Source organism: Streptomyces subrutilus (genome assembly GCF_008704535.1).
Taxonomy (GTDB): Bacteria; Actinomycetota; Actinomycetes; order Streptomycetales; family Streptomycetaceae; genus Streptomyces; species Streptomyces subrutilus.
In genome coordinates this window covers 7,527,296-7,541,243 of record NZ_CP023701.1, presented here as the reverse complement: position 1 = coordinate 7,541,243, position 13,948 = coordinate 7,527,296, and the positions used below count along the sequence as shown (strand labels likewise).

Below are 13,948 nucleotides of genomic sequence, written 5' to 3'. Positions count from 1 at the left end.
CGGGTCCGCGCCCGGCCCGCCGTCCCGTGCCGCGGGCCCTCCCCCGGCCCGGTGCGGCCCGGTCGCGCCCGGTACGGGAGCCCGCCCGCCGCCGGGACCGCCGCCGGGGGGGCCGGACCCGCCCGGCCCCGCTCCCGACGGCCCGGCCGCCGCGTCTCCGTGGGCGAACACCCCGCCCGCGGCCTCACGGAACCCGCTCAGCCCGGCGACCAGGGCATCGATCGCGGCCGGCTCCATCCGGGCGAGCACCGCCGACATCTCCCGCAGCCGGATGACCCGCTGCTCGTCCAGCAGCGCCCTGCCCTGCGCGGTGAGCCGCAGCTCGACCTCGCGGCGGCTGGTCCGGCTCGGCGTGCGCTCCAGCAGTCCCATGGCCGCCATCCGGTCGCAGAGCCTGGTGACCGAGGGTGGCCGGGAGCCGAGCACGGCGCCGAGCGAGCGCAGGTTGATCCCCTCCGCTTCCTCGACGACCAGCAGGGCCCTCAGCTGCGAGGGGGACACGGCCGTGCCCGCGCCGTCCTGCCCGCGGGCCCTGAGGACCTCCAGCAGCTCCACCGCGGCACTGACGGCCGCGGAGGGGTCTCCCTCCGCGGCGTTTGGAGCGATGTGGGGCGCCATACGGCCCACTCTGCCACCGACCGCCCCCGGATGTCGTCGCCGTACCGGCCCGGCCGCCCGCGGCCGGGCCGGTACCTCCCCCTCCCCGGCGGGTCGCGCCGGGACCGGGCCGGGGCCACGGGCAGGACCGCGGGCGGCGGCCTAGACCCCGGACCCGGACGGGTCCGCGTCGGCCCCGGGGTCCGGGCGTCCGCGCCAGTCGAGGCAGACCACCATCGCGTCGTCGGCCGCCTCGATCTGGCCGCGGTGCCCGGCGAGCTCCTCCAGGATCGCCCGCGGCACCTGCGAGGGCGGCAGCAGCCGGGTGTTGGTGATGGCCCGGCTCAGCGCGTGCCGGCTGTAGGGCTCGCCGCCGGGCGAGGCCACGTCGTAGACGCCGTCGCTCAGGAAGAAGAGCCGGTCGCCGGGTTCGACGTGGAAGCGCTGGCAGGTGTAGATGGTGTCCTCGAACATGCCCAGCGGCAGCTGCGCCTCCAGCTCGATCTGCTCCACCGCGCCTTGGCGCAGCCGCCAGATCCGCGGCGAGCCGGCGTCGATCACGTCCACCTCGCCGGTGCCCAGGCTGAAGCGCAGCAGGAGCATGGCCAGGTGCTGGCGGCCCTGGTACTGCCCGTAGACGGCCTGGTCGGCGAGGCTGGCCTGGTCCACGAGGCCCAGGCCGGCCCGGCGGGCGTTGCGCAGGGCGCTCACGGCGAGGTTGGTCAGCAGGGCCGCGTCGATGCCCTCGCCCATGCCGTTGTTGACGGTCAGCGTGAGGTGTTCGGCGGAGGCGGACCAGTCGAAGCTGTCGCCGTAGATGGCGTAGGCGGGCTCCAGCTGTCCCCCGAGGGCGTATTCGGGGCGGGCGCAGGAGCGTCCCGGCAGCAGCTGCCACTGCATTTCGGCGGCCAGGGTGAGCCGGGTGGCCCTCCGGGCCCGGAGGAACACGTCGGTGTCGCGCTCGGCGACGACGATCTCGTGTGCCAGGGCGTCGGCGACGTCCTGCAGCTCGGGCAGGACGCTCGCCGCGTACTCCTCGCTCGGCAGTCCCACGCTCAGTACGGCGATCCGGTCGCCCCGGACGCTGACCGGCAGGTGCGCGGTCACTCCGGAGCCTTCCGCGACCACGTACGCCTCCTGCGAGCCGAAGGCCCGGCCGGGGGCGCTGGTGTGCACCGACAGCGGTTCGGCGGTGCTCGGCAGCTCGGTCACCGGCTGGAGCCGGGTCATCGCGTAGTCAACCATCAGCAGTTCGACCGCGTGCGCACCGTAGCGCTGGGCGAGTACGTCGCGGATCTTGTCGAACAGCTCGTGCGGGGCCGCATTCCGCAGAATGCGCTCCACTCCCTCGGGTCTGGCCACCGGCCTGGGTCCTGCCTCTCTCGAAACTGTCACTATGGGGAGGCCGCGAGGCCGCCGACCCGGCGGTGGAGACGGCCCGCATCCATCCGGTAGGGAGTGTCACATGCGTCAGATGCCGATCCACTCCACCGGGGCGGCCGCGTCCGCGGTCGTCGAGGTCAGTGAGCTGATCGAACTGCTGGAGATCGTCTGGGAGCGGGGCCGGGACACGGTGAGCGCTCCCCCGGTCTCCTCGGCCCAGGCCCGGGTCCTCTTCCTCATAGAGAAGAACGCGGAGATCAACCTGCGCACGCTCGGGAAGCTGCTGAGTGCGGCTCCGCCCTCGGTCACCCGGCTGTGTGACCGGCTGCAGGCGATCGGATTCCTGGAGCGCACCCCGAGCCCCGACGACCGCCGTGAGCTGCACCTGCGGCTGACCGCCCAGGGGGTCGGGTACCTGGCGGACCTGCGGGTGCGTCGCCAGCAGGTCCTGACGGAGGCGATGGCCGCCCTGCCGCCCGAGGCGCGCGCCGGGCTGGCCGCGGGACTGGCCGCGCTCCGCGAGGTCGTGACGGAGCCGCTGCGGCTGCCGCGGCAGGCCGGTCCGGAGTCCCGCACGGCCTGAGCGGCCCTTTCCGGGGGGCCCGTTGGCGTACGCCAGTACGGGTCGTCGCGAGCGGGGGTGATGAAGCCCGGGGTCCGCCGTGCGGCATTGCGTCGGCGACCGCGCATGGGTGATAGTTGCCGAAGGGAAACTATTCTGCCGTCCGAAGTGAAGAGGTGAGGGGCCCGCGCAGCGTGTCCTTGTCTATGGCCAGTTCCCCAGGGGGTTCCGCCCCAACGAACCATCCCGCCACTGGATTCGCCTTCGCAACAGCTCCCTGCCCCGTTCTGGTGGTCGATCCCCACGGATCGCTGTCGCTGGTCAACCAGGCGGCCACCCGCCTCTTCCCCGACGCCCACATCGGTGCGGTGCTGACCTCCGCGGTGCCGCTCTGGCTGGCCGCCGCCCACCGGCGGGTGGAGGCCGGCGGGGCGGCGGGCCCCTCGGGCGGGACGGGCGCCGGCCCGCCGCTCGACCCCGCGGGGGGACGGGTCGGCGCGCGGAGCTTCGAGGCGCACCCGGCCCTGCTCGACGACGGCGACATCGCGTGGTGGTTCGTGGACGACACCGAAATGCGCCTGGCCAAGGACGAACTGGCCCTGGAGCGCAGCCGGACCGCCTTCCTCGGGCAGGCCTCCAACGCGCTGCTGTCCTCGCTCAACGTCGACCGCTGCATGAGCGTCACCGCCCAGCTCGCGGCCGAACACCTCGCCGACGCCGCCGTCGTGATCGGGCCGGTCACGGGCCGCGCCACCCCGGTCGTCTCCTGCCGCCGCGGCCACCGGCCCGAAGGGACCCGGGTCAACGTCGACCCCGCGCGGGTGCCGGGACTGGCCGAGGCCCTCCAGGGGTTCCCGCCGGTCCCCTCCCGCTGGGTCGATCCGGCGGCGGCTCCGGACTGGCTGGTGCCCGAGGGGTTCGGCACGGTCGGGTCGATGGTGGTGACCCCCCTGCCCGGCCACGGGGTTCCGGCGGGCGCGCTGGTACTGCTGCGCTATTCGGACGAGGCGGCCTTCACCGACAACGAGGAGGTGTTCGCGCGGCTGTTCGCGGCGCGCTCGGGCGCCGCGCTGTCGGCCGCGCGCCTCTACGCGGAGCAGAGTTCGATCACCGAGACGCTCATGCGCGAGCTGCTGCCGCCGGTGCTGCGGCAGATCGACGGGGTCGAGTTCGCCGGCGGCTACCGGCCTTCGGGCGAAGGCGACCGGATCGGGGGCGACTTCTACGACGTGCACGCCGCGCCCGTCCCGGCCGAGGGCGCGGAGTCCTTCGTCGTCCTGGGCGACGTGTGCGGCAAGGGCCTGGACGCCGCCGTGCTCACCGGAAAGATCCGCAACACCCTGCACGCCCTGCTTCCCATGGCCCCCGACCACCAGCGCATGCTCCGGCTGCTCAACGGCGCGCTGCTGAACTCGCACCACACCCGTTTCGCGACGCTCGTCCTCGCGTCGGCGTCCCGCAAGGACGGGAAGGTGGTGCTGCGGCTGACCAGCGCCGGCCATCCGCCCCCGCTGGTCGTGCGCGCGGACGGGCAGGTGGAGGAGGTGGAGACCCGCGGCACGCTGGTGGGGGCGCTGGTCGAGGTCGAGTCGGTGACCGTACGGACCGTACTGGGGCCCGGGGAGACCTGTGTCCTGTTCACGGACGGGTTCACCGAGGCCCGGGGCGGCCCGCTCGGGCGGGAGCAGTTCGGCGACGCGCGGCTGAGGCGGGCGCTCGCGGAGTGTGCGGGCATGGCGGCGGCGGCCGTCGTGGAACGGCTGCAGATGCTGGCCGCCCAATGGATCGGCACCGGCCGGCACGACGACATGGCCGTCGTGGCGATCACCGCCCCGCGGACCAACCATCTGAGTGCGGTGGGAGGGCACGGTCCGGGTAGGTACACCGCATGAGCCTCTCGTACCCCACCCGGATCCCCGTCGCGCACGGACGGCCCGACCCCCGGTCGTTCCGCGGGGCCCGAGTCCCCCGCCGTCCCTCCGTCCCGTCCCCCACCGCCCCGGAAACGCACTCATGAACCTTCCAGCGGACCTCCCGCCGCCCCTGATCCTGACTCCCGTGGCGCCGGACGCGCACACGGTGCGCATCGCCCTGTCCGGCGACCTCGACCACGAGACCTGCGACCTCCTGCTGTCCCTGGTGGAGGGGCAGTTGACCGACCGGCCGGACATGGTCCACCTCCACCTCGACTGCGCGGGGCTCCTCGCGTGCGACTCGATGGGACTGGCCGCGCTGCTGATGGTGCGTAGGCGCGCGAGCGGGGCGGGCGTGCGGCTGTATCTCGACCACCGGACGCTGCCGCTGGACCGGCTGCTGATGCTGACCGGCACCCTGGAGCACCTGACGGGCCCGCCGGCCGCGGTGCGCGAGCGTTCCGAGGACCAGACGGGACGCTGAAGCCGGCGCCCCGCTGACGCGGTCCGGTGCGCTCAGTGCCCGCCGTGGCGGACGAGCCACTCCAGGGCGGCCGCCGCGTCGCCGAGGACGGAGATGTGCCCCTCGTCCGGCCGCAGCCACAGTTCGCCCGCAGGACACCGGTCCGCGAGCCACACGCCGTGCGCGGCCGGCACCACGCGGTCGGCGCCGCCGTGCAGGACGAGGACGGGCGCGGCGATCAGCGCCGGGTCGAAGCCCCACGGGGCCACGTACGCGAGGTCGTCGTCGATCAGCGGACCGGGGCCCGCGGCGACGGCCGGGCCGACGACCTCGCCGAACCAGGACCACTCCCCGTCGAGCGCTGCGTGATCGGCCGGCGTGAACATCTCCGGGTCGAACTCCGCCTGTGCCTCGTGGAGTTCCTTGGTCGCCCGCCCCTCGGCGGCGGCCCTCAGGGAGGCGGCTCCCCCGGGCGTCATGCCGGCGTACCAGTCCAGGCCGTCGGCCCCGAAGGGGGCGAGCCCGGCGACGCCGACGGCCCCGAGCACCCGGTCCGGCAGCAGGGCGGCGCAGGCCAGCGCGTGCGGGCCGCCGCCGGAGTGGCCCATGACGGCGAAGCGGTCGATGTGCAGCGCGTCGGCGACGGCGGCGGCGTCCCCGGCGGCCGAGGCGATGTCGCGGCCGGGGTGCGGGGTCGACCCGCCGTAGCCGGGGCGGTCGTAGGAGACCCAGCGGACGCCGAGCCGGCGGGCGGCGGGCAGGAGCGGTGCGGGGGGTGCGCCGGTGTTGGGGGTGCCGTGGTGCCAGAAGACGGCGGGGCCGTCCTCGCGCGGGCCGTGCCCGGTGTCGTAGACGTGGAGGACGCGGCCGTCGCCGAGCTCCAGATCGGTCTCCTTCATCGCGCACCCCGGTTCCCCGCCGCCGCACCCGTCGCCGGAATCCTACGCAGCCCCGGCCGGGGCCGGGGCTGCACGGGTCCGCGCCGCGGTGCGCAGAGGCCTCGGGCGCGGGGCGGCGTCAGTAGACGAGCTTGTAGGTCACGTCGTGGGGGACGGGGCCCGGCGTGGTGTGGGTGTAGAGGAGCCGGACCGTGGTGAAGCGGTGGACACCGGGGTGGCCGGGCCAGGGGCGCGGGTTGGCGAGGGTCACCGTCACCGGGTGCGGGCGGAAGCGGCCGGCCGCGCAGTAGGGGCGGCAGTCGTTGACCATGTCCGTGCCGGTGGCCGTGGCGGTCTTCGGGCCCCAGTTCTCCCAGTCGAGCCCGATGAGCTGGTTGTTGCCGTCTCCGCAGGCCAGTACGTACTCACCCGGGCGCACCTGCGCCTGCGAGGAGCAGTCGACGACCACGAGCACTTCGGGCTCGGGGGCCCGCGCCGCAGTGTTCCGCGCGCTCTGGGTGCTCTGCGCGGAAGCGGGGGCGACGACGGTGGCCGCGAGGGCCGCCGCCGCGCACAGCAGGGTTGCCGTCCGCAGTCCGGTCCGGGGTGCGCGAGCGCGCCGCCCGTTTCCTGAAGCGTCCACGAGCCCTCCTCACCTGGGGGAACGGCCGCCGAGGGTGCGGCCACGCCCAGCTTCCCCCATTCGGGCGGACCTCGCACCCGCTGGGGTGACGGCAGGCCAGTGCGACCATATGGGCGTTTTTGCGGCGCATTGTGTACCCAGTTTCCCTGAGAGGCAACCAAACTCGCGAAATACTTTTCACGTATTCCTTGACGTGTGTCATGTCGAGAGGACATGCTCGACCTGCGACGCCGCCCCCGCGGCGCCGTACCGGCCCCCGCCGGAAGAGATCACAGCCACCGGTCATCCGGTCGGGACCTCCAAGGAGCGAACAAGTGAACGTCCTCACCGCACAGGCTTCCACCGAGACGGTCCTCGCCCAGAGCCCCTCCACGAGCGTCCCGGCCGCCCCCGCCCCGGTGGAGCTGCCGAGAATCGTCAACGCCCGCGAGGTGGCACCGTCGGACGCCCGCGGTCTGTCGAAGTCGTTCTTCGAGCGGCTGGCGACGCTTGAGGAGGGCACCCCCGAGCGCCAGTACGTCCGCAACACCCTGATCGAGATGAACCTCTCCCTCGTCCAGTTCGCGGTGCGCCGCTTCCGCAACCGCACGGACGGCACGGACATGGAGGACCTCGTCCAGGTCGGCACGATCGGGCTCATCAAGGCGATCGACCGTTTCGACCCCTCGCTGGGCAACGAGTTCGCCACGCTGGCCCTCCCCTACATCACGGGCGAGATCAAGCGACACTTCCGTGACACCACCTGGGCGGTCCGCGTCCCGCGGCGCCTCCAGGAGCTGCGCATCGAACTGGCGCGCGGCAAGGAAGAGCTCAGCGCCGTCCTCGACCGCGCCCCCACGGTCAAGGAGCTGGCCGCCCACCTGGAGCTCGACGAGGACGCCGTCATCGAGGGCCTGGTCGCCGCCAACGGGCACTCCAGCCAGCCCCTGGACACCGACCAGAACGACACCTCGGACTCCCCGACCCGGGCGCTGGCGGACACCCTCGGCGAGGACGACCCGGCCATGGAGCTCTTCGAGGACCTCCACACCCTGGCCCCCCTGCTGGAGCAGCTCGACGGACGCGACCGGCTGATCCTGCACATGCGCTTCGGCCAGGAGATGACGCAGGCCCAGATCGGCGAGCGGCTCGGCATCTCCCAGATGCAGGTCTCCCGGCTGCTGACCCGCACCCTCGGCCGCCTGCGCGAGGGCATGCTCGCCGGCAACTGACCGGGCGCCGGCCGCGCCGGCCGCACACCCCGTACGAAGAACGCCCCGACCGCCTTCCCGGCGGTCGGGGCGTTCTTCGTACGGGGCCCCGGGCCCGGCCGTCGCGGCCGGCGCGCGCTACGGTGCGAGCTGGGTGTGCAGGCGGATCGCCGTGCCCGCGCGCGCGGTGGAGCGGATCTCCACCAGGTCGCACAGCTGGTGCACCAGCCACAGGCCGCGGCCGCCGGGCTGCTGGTGGGTCGGGCGGACACGTCCGGCGAGGGGGTTCGCGATGTGGCCGGCGTCCCGGAACTCGCAGACGAAGGCCCCGTCCTGGGTCCAGGTGCGCAGCGTGCCGCGGCCGCCGCCGTGGCGGATGCTGTTGGTCGCGACCTCGGTGGCGGCGAGCAGCAGTTCGCGCAGCCGGTGCCCGGTGAGGTCCTGTTCGGCGGCGCAGGTAGTGATCTTGGCGCGTACGGCGGCCAGTTCACCCCGGGTGAACTCCAGTTCCTCCTGCGGGCCGCACGGATCGGCGAGGTCCTCGAACGGGTAGGGGGCGTCGCGCAGGAAGTCGTCGTTGGGCAGGGGCGCTCCGTCGCGGCGGACGAGGGGGTGGCAGCGCTCCACCGCCTGGAGCGCGGCGGTGTCGTCGCCGGCGGTGTCGTAGGGGCACAGCAGCCACCAGGCGGCGCTGTCCGCGAACGCGAGGTTCAGGAGCCACTCGTGGTAGCGCAGTTCGGCGACGTCGGATGCCGTGCGGGCCTGGCGCCACGCCGATTCGCCGATGCCGCGCAGCGGCCGGCCCTCGACGGCGTGCCGGGCGATCTCGTCCTGCCAGACGGCGAGCAGCCGCCCGGGGTTGCGGCCGGGCGCCGCGGCGTCGACGAAGGTCACCGACTTGGAGTCGGGCAGCTCGGCGCGCAGCAGCGCCTCGCGGTCCCTGGGGACGGAGACGATGACGCCCTCCTGGGCGTCCAGCGCCTCCTGGATGAAGCCCAGGGCTCCGCCGAGGAAGTCGTCCTCTCCCGCGTAGGGGTACAGCTCGTGCCGGAATCCGTCCTGCGGCTGTTCCGGTCGGCGCATGGTGGTCATCCGAGCACCTCCACCGGTACGTCGGGCACGGCGAAGCCGGACAGTTCCCAGGACAGCCTGACCGTGCGGTTGGCGCCTTCGACGATGACGGAGCGGTCGGGGAGGTGCAGCGCGGCGTCGACCAGGGCGCGCATCCCGGCGGCGTCGATCAGGTCGACCTCGTCGAAGCGCAGCCGGACGGCGGAGGTGTGCAGTGCGGCGGCCCGCAGGACGGAGCCGAAGGCCTGCGCCCCGTCCGAATCGATCACGCCGGTCACCCTCCAGCCCTCGCTTCCCGATCTGAGCATGTGGAATCCGGGCAGTGCGGGCCGTCTGCCCAGTGTCTGCGGGTGTACGCACATGATCTGCTCCAGCGCGGACGCCGCCCACGGGCCGGGAAGATAGGCGCACACCACGGTGGCGCCGCCGAGGGCCGCCATCTCCTCCAGCCCGAGTTCGCCGTCGAGCAGGGTGGCGGTCTCCGGGGCGGAGCCCGCCCCGGACTGGCGGCACGCGAGGACCCGCAGCGAGCGGTACCCCTCGCTGCTGGCGCGCTTGGCCTCCTGCTGGACCGCCGCGACGACGGATCCGCGGGTGCGGACGGGGTCGATCAGCACGGCGGACGGGGGGAAGGTGCTCAGCTGCCGGACTCCGGCCACCGAGGCCGGTGATCCGACGACCACCACCTTGTCACCGAAGAGGGCTCCGTCCGCGATGAACGCGTCGGCGTCCGCGGAGAACCGCCGGGCCCCGTCCATCACCCAGCAGACGTGGTCTCCCGCTTCGACCTCGTCCAGCGTCGCCAGCGCACGCGCCGCCCTCAACCTGGCCTCCTCCCAGCCGTTGTCCACCTTACCCACTCCCCCGGGCCCCCTGTTGATCACGGACGGCCCCCGCCGGCGCGACCGCGGCGCTACGCCGTCCCGTGCGGGTCGGCGAAGCTGGCGTAGTAGGCGGCGGCCATGTCCTCGTCGCCGTGGCCCTGGGCCGCGGCGCGCCGGAAGCGCTCGGCGCCCGCGGCCGCCACGTCGAGCCGGACGCCGTGCCGCTCTCCGGCCTCGACGATCAGCCGGGCGTCCTTCTCCGCGGTGGTGACCGCGAAACTGGCCGGGGTCAGACGGTCCTCCAGGACGAGGGCGGCCTTGGCGCGGAGGTAGCCCATGTCGAGCGGGCCTCCCGCGATGAGGCCGAAGAAGTCCTGCGGGTCCACACCGAGCCCCTCGGACAGGGCGAGCACCTCGCCGGTCGCGGTGGTGGCGGCGAGGACCCAGCTGTTGGCCACCAGCTTGAGGCGGGTGGCACTGCCCGCTCCGCCGTCCTCTCCGGTCCACACGGTGCGGGAGCCGACCGCTTCGAACACCGGGGTCACGGTGTCCCGGCCCTGCTCGGGTCCGGCGGCCAGGACGACGAGCTGCCCTGCCTCGGCCGGATCACGGGTGCCGAGGACGGGGGCGTCGTAGAAGGCCAGCCCGTGCTGCCCCGCGAAGTCGGCCAGCTCGCGGACGCCGTCGATCCCGGCCGTCGTGGACTGCACCCATGCGGTGCCGGGGCGCAGGGCGGGCGCCGCCTGCCGCATGACCTCCAGGGCGGCCGGTCCGTCGTGGAGCATGGTGAGGACGACGTCGGCGTCGCGGACGGCGTGGGCGGGCGTCGCGGCGAGGTACGCGCCGTCCGCGGCCAGCGGTTCGGCCTTGTCCGGCGTGCGGTTCCAGGCGCGGACGGCGTGGCCGGCCCGCAGGAGGTTGCGGGCCATCGCGGCGCCCATGATCCCGGTGCCGAGGACGCTCACGGTGGGTTTGGCAGTCATGGTGTCGGCTTTCTGCTCGGACGGTGCGGGGCACGGTTCGGTACTGACGTCGATCCGCACCGCGGCCCGGTCGGCGTCGTCCGAAGATCGTAGAGGGCCGCGCCCGCGATGCCGCGGCGATTGCCCGAGGCGGTGTCCGCCCGGTGCGTGCGTCCGGCGCGGGAGCGGGACGGCGCGGCGGCCGGGGCAGGTCGGGCGGGGGTGCGGCCGGTCGGGCCGCACCCCCGCCCTCCGGGGATCAGCCCGTACCGAGCAGGGCCTTCATCCGGGCGATCTCGGCGCCCTGCGAGGCGATGACGGCCTCGGCCATGCGCCGGGCCTCGGGGGAGGCGCCTTCGGTCCGCTCCGTCCGGGCCATCGCGACCGCGCCCTCGTGATGCTTGATCATCAGCCTGGTGAAGGCGGTGTCGAAGGCCCTGCCCGAGGCCTTGCCGAGGGCGTCCATCTCCTCGGCGGTCATCATGCCGCCGGCTCCGTGCGCGGAGTGGTCCGCGGCGCCCGCGGCCGGAACCTGCTGCCCCCAGCCGGTCAGCCAGCCGGAGAGGGTCCGGATCTCCGGGTCCTGGGCCTTCTTGATCTCCTCGGCGAGCTGCTTCACCTCGGCCGATCCGGCGCGGGTGGCGGCGAGGTCGGCCATGTCGACGGCCTGGCGGTGGTGCGGGATCATCCCCTGGGCGAAGGAGACGTCCGCGGCGTTGTGGCCGCCCTGCGCTGCGGGGTCGGACGGCGAGGACGGGGCCGACGAGGGCGTCGACGGGTGTCCGCCGTGGCCCCCGGCCGCGTCGCCGTCCGAGCCGCACGCGGCCAGGAGGAGGGCGGCCGCGCCGGCGGTGACGGCGATGCGGGTACGGCGGAGGACGTGCTGGTTCATGGTGGTGCGACTCCTTGGTGCGCGGCCACGGATCGTGGATCGGGCGCGGAGGGCGGAAGAGGACGTGCGTCGGCGCGGCACCTCGGCCACGGCGCCGGCCGGGCCGGGACGTGGGAGTGCCGCGCGGGCGGTCCTATATCCGCAGGAGTTGCAGCTCGGCCAGGTCGGGCGGGGCCCGGCCGCCGCCCGGCTGCCCGACGGCGCTCGTGGGCCGCGCGGCGGGGGCGTCCGCGTCCGCGAGGGCGGCGGCCGGGGCGGGCGGCGCGTACGGGGCGCCGACTCCGGCGGCCGCGCAGGTGGCGTCCGCGTGGTGGACGTGGCCCGTGCCGCCGGTCGTGTGGGAGCAGTCGGCGGGGCCTGCGGCCGCGGTCGGGGCCATCGGCATCGCGTGGGACGCGGTGGCGGACGGGGCCGGCGCGAGGGCCGGTCCGGGTCCCAGGCCGTGCATGGCGACCACTCCGGCGAGCACCGCGAGCACCAGCAGCACGAAGCCGCGCCCGACGGGGCGGCGGCTCGCGGGCCGCGTGGCGGTGATCACGGTCCCATCGTACGGTCCCGGGCCGCTCGCGGGACCGCCGGGGACCTCGCTCCACGGCCGGTGCGGGTGCGGGGCCCGGGGTGCTTGAGGGCCTGGGGACACGGCGTACGGCTGTGGGCCCGGGCCCGGTGCGCGTATGCCGGACCGTGCCGTACGGGCCGGTGCCGTAGCGCCGGGGAGGCCGCGGGCGGGGCCGTGCGTCCGCCCGCGGCCTCCCCGGCGGCTCAGCCGGTGTTCCGCTCCACCGGGATCCACAGTTCCGCGTCGGCCCGCGAGCCGTCCTGCGCGAGCCGGGTCCGCAGGATCTCGGGCCCCGGACGGCTCCGGTAGGGGTTGGACGGGAACCACTCGGTGAAGACGTCCCGCCAGAGGTACTGGAGGGTCTGCGGGAAGGGTCCGGAGCTCTCGAAGACCGCCCACGTCCCGGCCGGGACGGTGAGCGCGTCCAGGCCCGGGGGGACGGCCGCGCCGGTCACCACGCCGTGGTAGTAGTCGAGTTCGGTTCCCTCGGCGCGGCTGTCGGCCAGGTTGTCGCTCGCCGAGACGATCCCCTCCGGTTCCTGGTCGGACAGCTCGCCGATCCGCCGGAGGGTGTCCGCGCCGATCCCCCGGATGAAGGTGGCGATGGCCGGGTTCATCCCCTCGTGGACGAGCGGCACCCGCGCCCTCTTGCCGGCCACCCGGAAGGCGTCCTTCTCCACGATCCTGTACTGCATGCTGTTGCTCCCTTCGACGACCAGTCGGAAGGACATCCGCGGCTGGGACCGCAACCGCGCGCCGTCCCGCCTCGCCTCGCCGGGTCCCACCCCGTGCAGGCCCCGGAAGGCCCGGGCGAACGCCTCGCCCGAGGAGTAGCCGTAGCGCACCGCGACCTCCAGCAGCGTCCGGTCGCCGGCCAGTACCCCGGCGCCGGCGACGGTGAGCCTCCGGCGCCGGACGTACTCCGACAGAGGCATCCCGGCCAGCGCCGAGAAGAGCCTGCGGAAGTGGTACTCCGAGGTCACCGCGATCCGCGCCAGGTCGGCGATGTCGATCGGCCGGTCGAGGTGCTCCTCGATGTGCTCCATGGCCCGGTTCAGCCCGTCCAGCACGGCGGACTCCTTCCCTTTCGATGCCTCACGCTACGAACCGGGACGCCCCGCCGACCCGACATCTCGTGCCCGGTGCGGTCGGGTGGGTCGCGGGGGGGGGCGTGCGGCGGCGCGGGGATCGGGGTGCGGGGTGGGGTCAGTAGCGGGGGCGCTTGAAGTAGTCGCCGGCCTTGGCGAGGCCGACCACGATCCAGATGCCGAGGCCGAGCGAGATCAGGGTCAGGACCAGGGAGAAGGCGTTGGCGGCGGCCGGGCCGGCATCGGCGGAGCCGATCGTGGCCAGGTTGAGTATCCCGCCGAGGGCGGCGAAGAAGGCCTGCACCGAGCCGTAGACGATGCCGGAGACCCGCACGCCGCCTCGTCCCTTGCGCAGCTTGGCCGCCGTGAGGATCGGCCAGAGGGCCACGGCGACGAGGACGATGCCCAGGACGACCAGGAAGCCGCCGGCGAAGGTGCCGACGTCGCTCGCCGACGAGTTGTTCGACTCCGAGAAGGAGGCGGTGAAGAGGGCGCCTCCGAGGAGGACGAGCAGGCCGCCCAGCAGTTGCAGGCCGCCGAGGACGAAGAGGATCACCCGGGCGGCCTTCGCACCGCCGGGCATCTCGACGTCGGCGCCCGGGTATCCGCCGGGATACCCGCTCGGGCCCCCGGGATATGCCTGCTGCGGGTAGGCCTGCTGCGGGTAGCCGTAGCCGCCCTGCGGCGGGACTCCCCGGGGAGGCTGCTGCGGGTAGCCGTAGCCGGGCTGGGCCGGCGGCTGTTGTCCGTACGGGTTGTTCGGGTCGCCGAAGCTCATGGTGGGGTGTTCCTCCGTGGACGTGCGGGGACGCACGGCACGCGCACGGAGGAGAGCACCGCGCATCGCGGTCCGCCGCCCCCCGGCACTGCCCGCGGCACTCTTGACGGTTCATCGTCGTCCGCCCGCCGAGGGCTTGTCCAGT

Annotated in this window: 14 protein-coding genes and 1 pseudogene; 4 read left to right on the top strand and 11 right to left on the bottom strand. The window is 74.4% G+C overall.

Annotated features, from left to right (window positions below):
• Positions 1-177: 177 nt before the first annotated feature.
• Together CP968_RS33585 and CP968_RS33580 are read right to left on the bottom strand one after the other, a co-directional pair.
• Positions 178-618: pseudogene (locus CP968_RS33585) on the bottom strand (MarR family winged helix-turn-helix transcriptional regulator); the annotation flags it as partial.
• 141 nt (positions 619-759) lie between these two features.
• On the bottom strand, positions 760-1,959 hold the full coding sequence (locus CP968_RS33580; protein ID WP_150521561.1) for a PP2C family protein-serine/threonine phosphatase: 1,200 nt from the start codon (positions 1,957-1,959) through the stop codon (positions 760-762).
• Positions 1,960-2,062: 103 nt separating this feature from the next.
• Here CP968_RS33580 and CP968_RS33575 point away from each other — a divergent pair, with 103 nt between their 5' ends.
• The 3 genes from CP968_RS33575 (at position 2,063) to CP968_RS33565 (ending at position 4,939) form a co-directional block, all read left to right on the top strand.
• Positions 2,063-2,563 (top strand): MarR family winged helix-turn-helix transcriptional regulator, encoded by a 501-nt coding sequence (locus CP968_RS33575; RefSeq protein WP_229886722.1) that lies wholly within the window; start codon positions 2,063-2,065, stop codon positions 2,561-2,563.
• A 185-nt stretch (positions 2,564-2,748) separates the two neighbouring features.
• Complete coding sequence (locus CP968_RS33570) at positions 2,749-4,434, top strand: PP2C family protein-serine/threonine phosphatase (protein WP_150521560.1); 1,686 nt, start codon at positions 2,749-2,751, stop codon at positions 4,432-4,434.
• A 121-nt stretch (positions 4,435-4,555) separates the two neighbouring features.
• Entirely contained in the window at positions 4,556-4,939 is a 384-nt protein-coding gene (locus CP968_RS33565) for an STAS domain-containing protein (protein ID WP_150521559.1), read from the top strand.
• 32 nt (positions 4,940-4,971) lie between these two features.
• Here CP968_RS33565 and CP968_RS33560 read toward each other — a convergent pair whose 3' ends face one another.
• The gene (locus tag CP968_RS33560) at positions 4,972-5,817 is read right to left on the bottom strand and encodes an alpha/beta fold hydrolase (protein ID WP_150521558.1); all 846 of its coding nucleotides are present in this window, start codon (positions 5,815-5,817) and stop codon (positions 4,972-4,974) included.
• A 118-nt stretch (positions 5,818-5,935) separates the two neighbouring features.
• On the bottom strand, positions 5,936-6,439 hold the full coding sequence (locus tag CP968_RS33555) for a hypothetical protein (RefSeq protein WP_150521557.1): 504 nt from the start codon (positions 6,437-6,439) through the stop codon (positions 5,936-5,938).
• A 314-nt stretch (positions 6,440-6,753) separates the two neighbouring features.
• Between CP968_RS33555 and CP968_RS33550 the strand changes: the two genes are divergently transcribed.
• Positions 6,754-7,650, top strand: coding sequence for a SigB/SigF/SigG family RNA polymerase sigma factor (locus tag CP968_RS33550; protein WP_373304096.1), 897 nt, complete (start codon positions 6,754-6,756; stop codon positions 7,648-7,650).
• 117 nt (positions 7,651-7,767) lie between these two features.
• Here the strand turns inward: CP968_RS33550 and CP968_RS33545 are convergent, their stop codons facing one another.
• The 7 genes from CP968_RS33545 to CP968_RS33515 all read right to left on the bottom strand — a co-directional run bounded on the left by CP968_RS33545 (position 7,768) and on the right by CP968_RS33515 (position 13,803).
• Positions 7,768-8,721 carry a sensor histidine kinase gene (locus CP968_RS33545; protein ID WP_150521555.1) on the bottom strand — a complete coding sequence of 318 codons (954 nt, stop codon included), beginning with the start codon at positions 8,719-8,721 and terminating at the stop codon, positions 7,768-7,770.
• Positions 8,718-9,551, bottom strand: coding sequence for an MEDS domain-containing protein (locus CP968_RS33540; protein WP_268253296.1), 834 nt, complete (start codon positions 9,549-9,551; stop codon positions 8,718-8,720). The genes CP968_RS33545 and CP968_RS33540 overlap by 4 nt, the downstream gene beginning before the upstream one ends.
• A gap of 62 nt (positions 9,552-9,613) precedes the next feature.
• Complete coding sequence (locus CP968_RS33535) at positions 9,614-10,507, bottom strand: NAD(P)-dependent oxidoreductase (protein WP_150521554.1); 894 nt, start codon at positions 10,505-10,507, stop codon at positions 9,614-9,616.
• A 238-nt stretch (positions 10,508-10,745) separates the two neighbouring features.
• A complete protein-coding gene (locus CP968_RS33530) occupies positions 10,746-11,378 on the bottom strand; it encodes a DUF305 domain-containing protein (RefSeq protein ID WP_150521553.1) in 633 nt (210 codons plus the stop codon).
• Between the two features lie 133 nt (positions 11,379-11,511).
• A complete protein-coding gene (locus CP968_RS33525; RefSeq protein ID WP_150522291.1) occupies positions 11,512-11,913 on the bottom strand; it encodes a DUF6153 family protein in 402 nt (133 codons plus the stop codon).
• A gap of 227 nt (positions 11,914-12,140) precedes the next feature.
• Positions 12,141-13,007 (bottom strand): AraC family transcriptional regulator, encoded by an 867-nt coding sequence (locus CP968_RS33520; RefSeq protein WP_150521552.1) that lies wholly within the window; start codon positions 13,005-13,007, stop codon positions 12,141-12,143.
• A 136-nt stretch (positions 13,008-13,143) separates the two neighbouring features.
• A complete protein-coding gene (locus CP968_RS33515) occupies positions 13,144-13,803 on the bottom strand; it encodes a hypothetical protein (protein WP_150521551.1) in 660 nt (219 codons plus the stop codon).
• Between the last annotated feature and the right edge of the window lie 145 nt (positions 13,804-13,948).

Coding starts and splice junctions, on each gene's coding strand:
- CP968_RS33575 (WP_229886722.1), top strand. CDS start 2,063: ATGCGTCAGATGCCGATCCACTCCACCGGGGCGGCCGCGTCCGCGGTC.
- CP968_RS33570 (WP_150521560.1), top strand. CDS start 2,749: ATGGCCAGTTCCCCAGGGGGTTCCGCCCCAACGAACCATCCCGCCACT.
- CP968_RS33565 (WP_150521559.1), top strand. CDS start 4,556: ATGAACCTTCCAGCGGACCTCCCGCCGCCCCTGATCCTGACTCCCGTG.
- CP968_RS33560 (WP_150521558.1), bottom strand. CDS start 5,817: ATGAAGGAGACCGATCTGGAGCTCGGCGACGGCCGCGTCCTCCACGTC.
- CP968_RS33545 (WP_150521555.1), bottom strand. CDS start 8,721: ATGACCACCATGCGCCGACCGGAACAGCCGCAGGACGGATTCCGGCAC.
- CP968_RS33535 (WP_150521554.1), bottom strand. CDS start 10,507: ATGACTGCCAAACCCACCGTGAGCGTCCTCGGCACCGGGATCATGGGC.
- CP968_RS33530 (WP_150521553.1), bottom strand. CDS start 11,378: ATGAACCAGCACGTCCTCCGCCGTACCCGCATCGCCGTCACCGCCGGC.
- CP968_RS33515 (WP_150521551.1), bottom strand. CDS start 13,803: ATGAGCTTCGGCGACCCGAACAACCCGTACGGACAACAGCCGCCGGCC.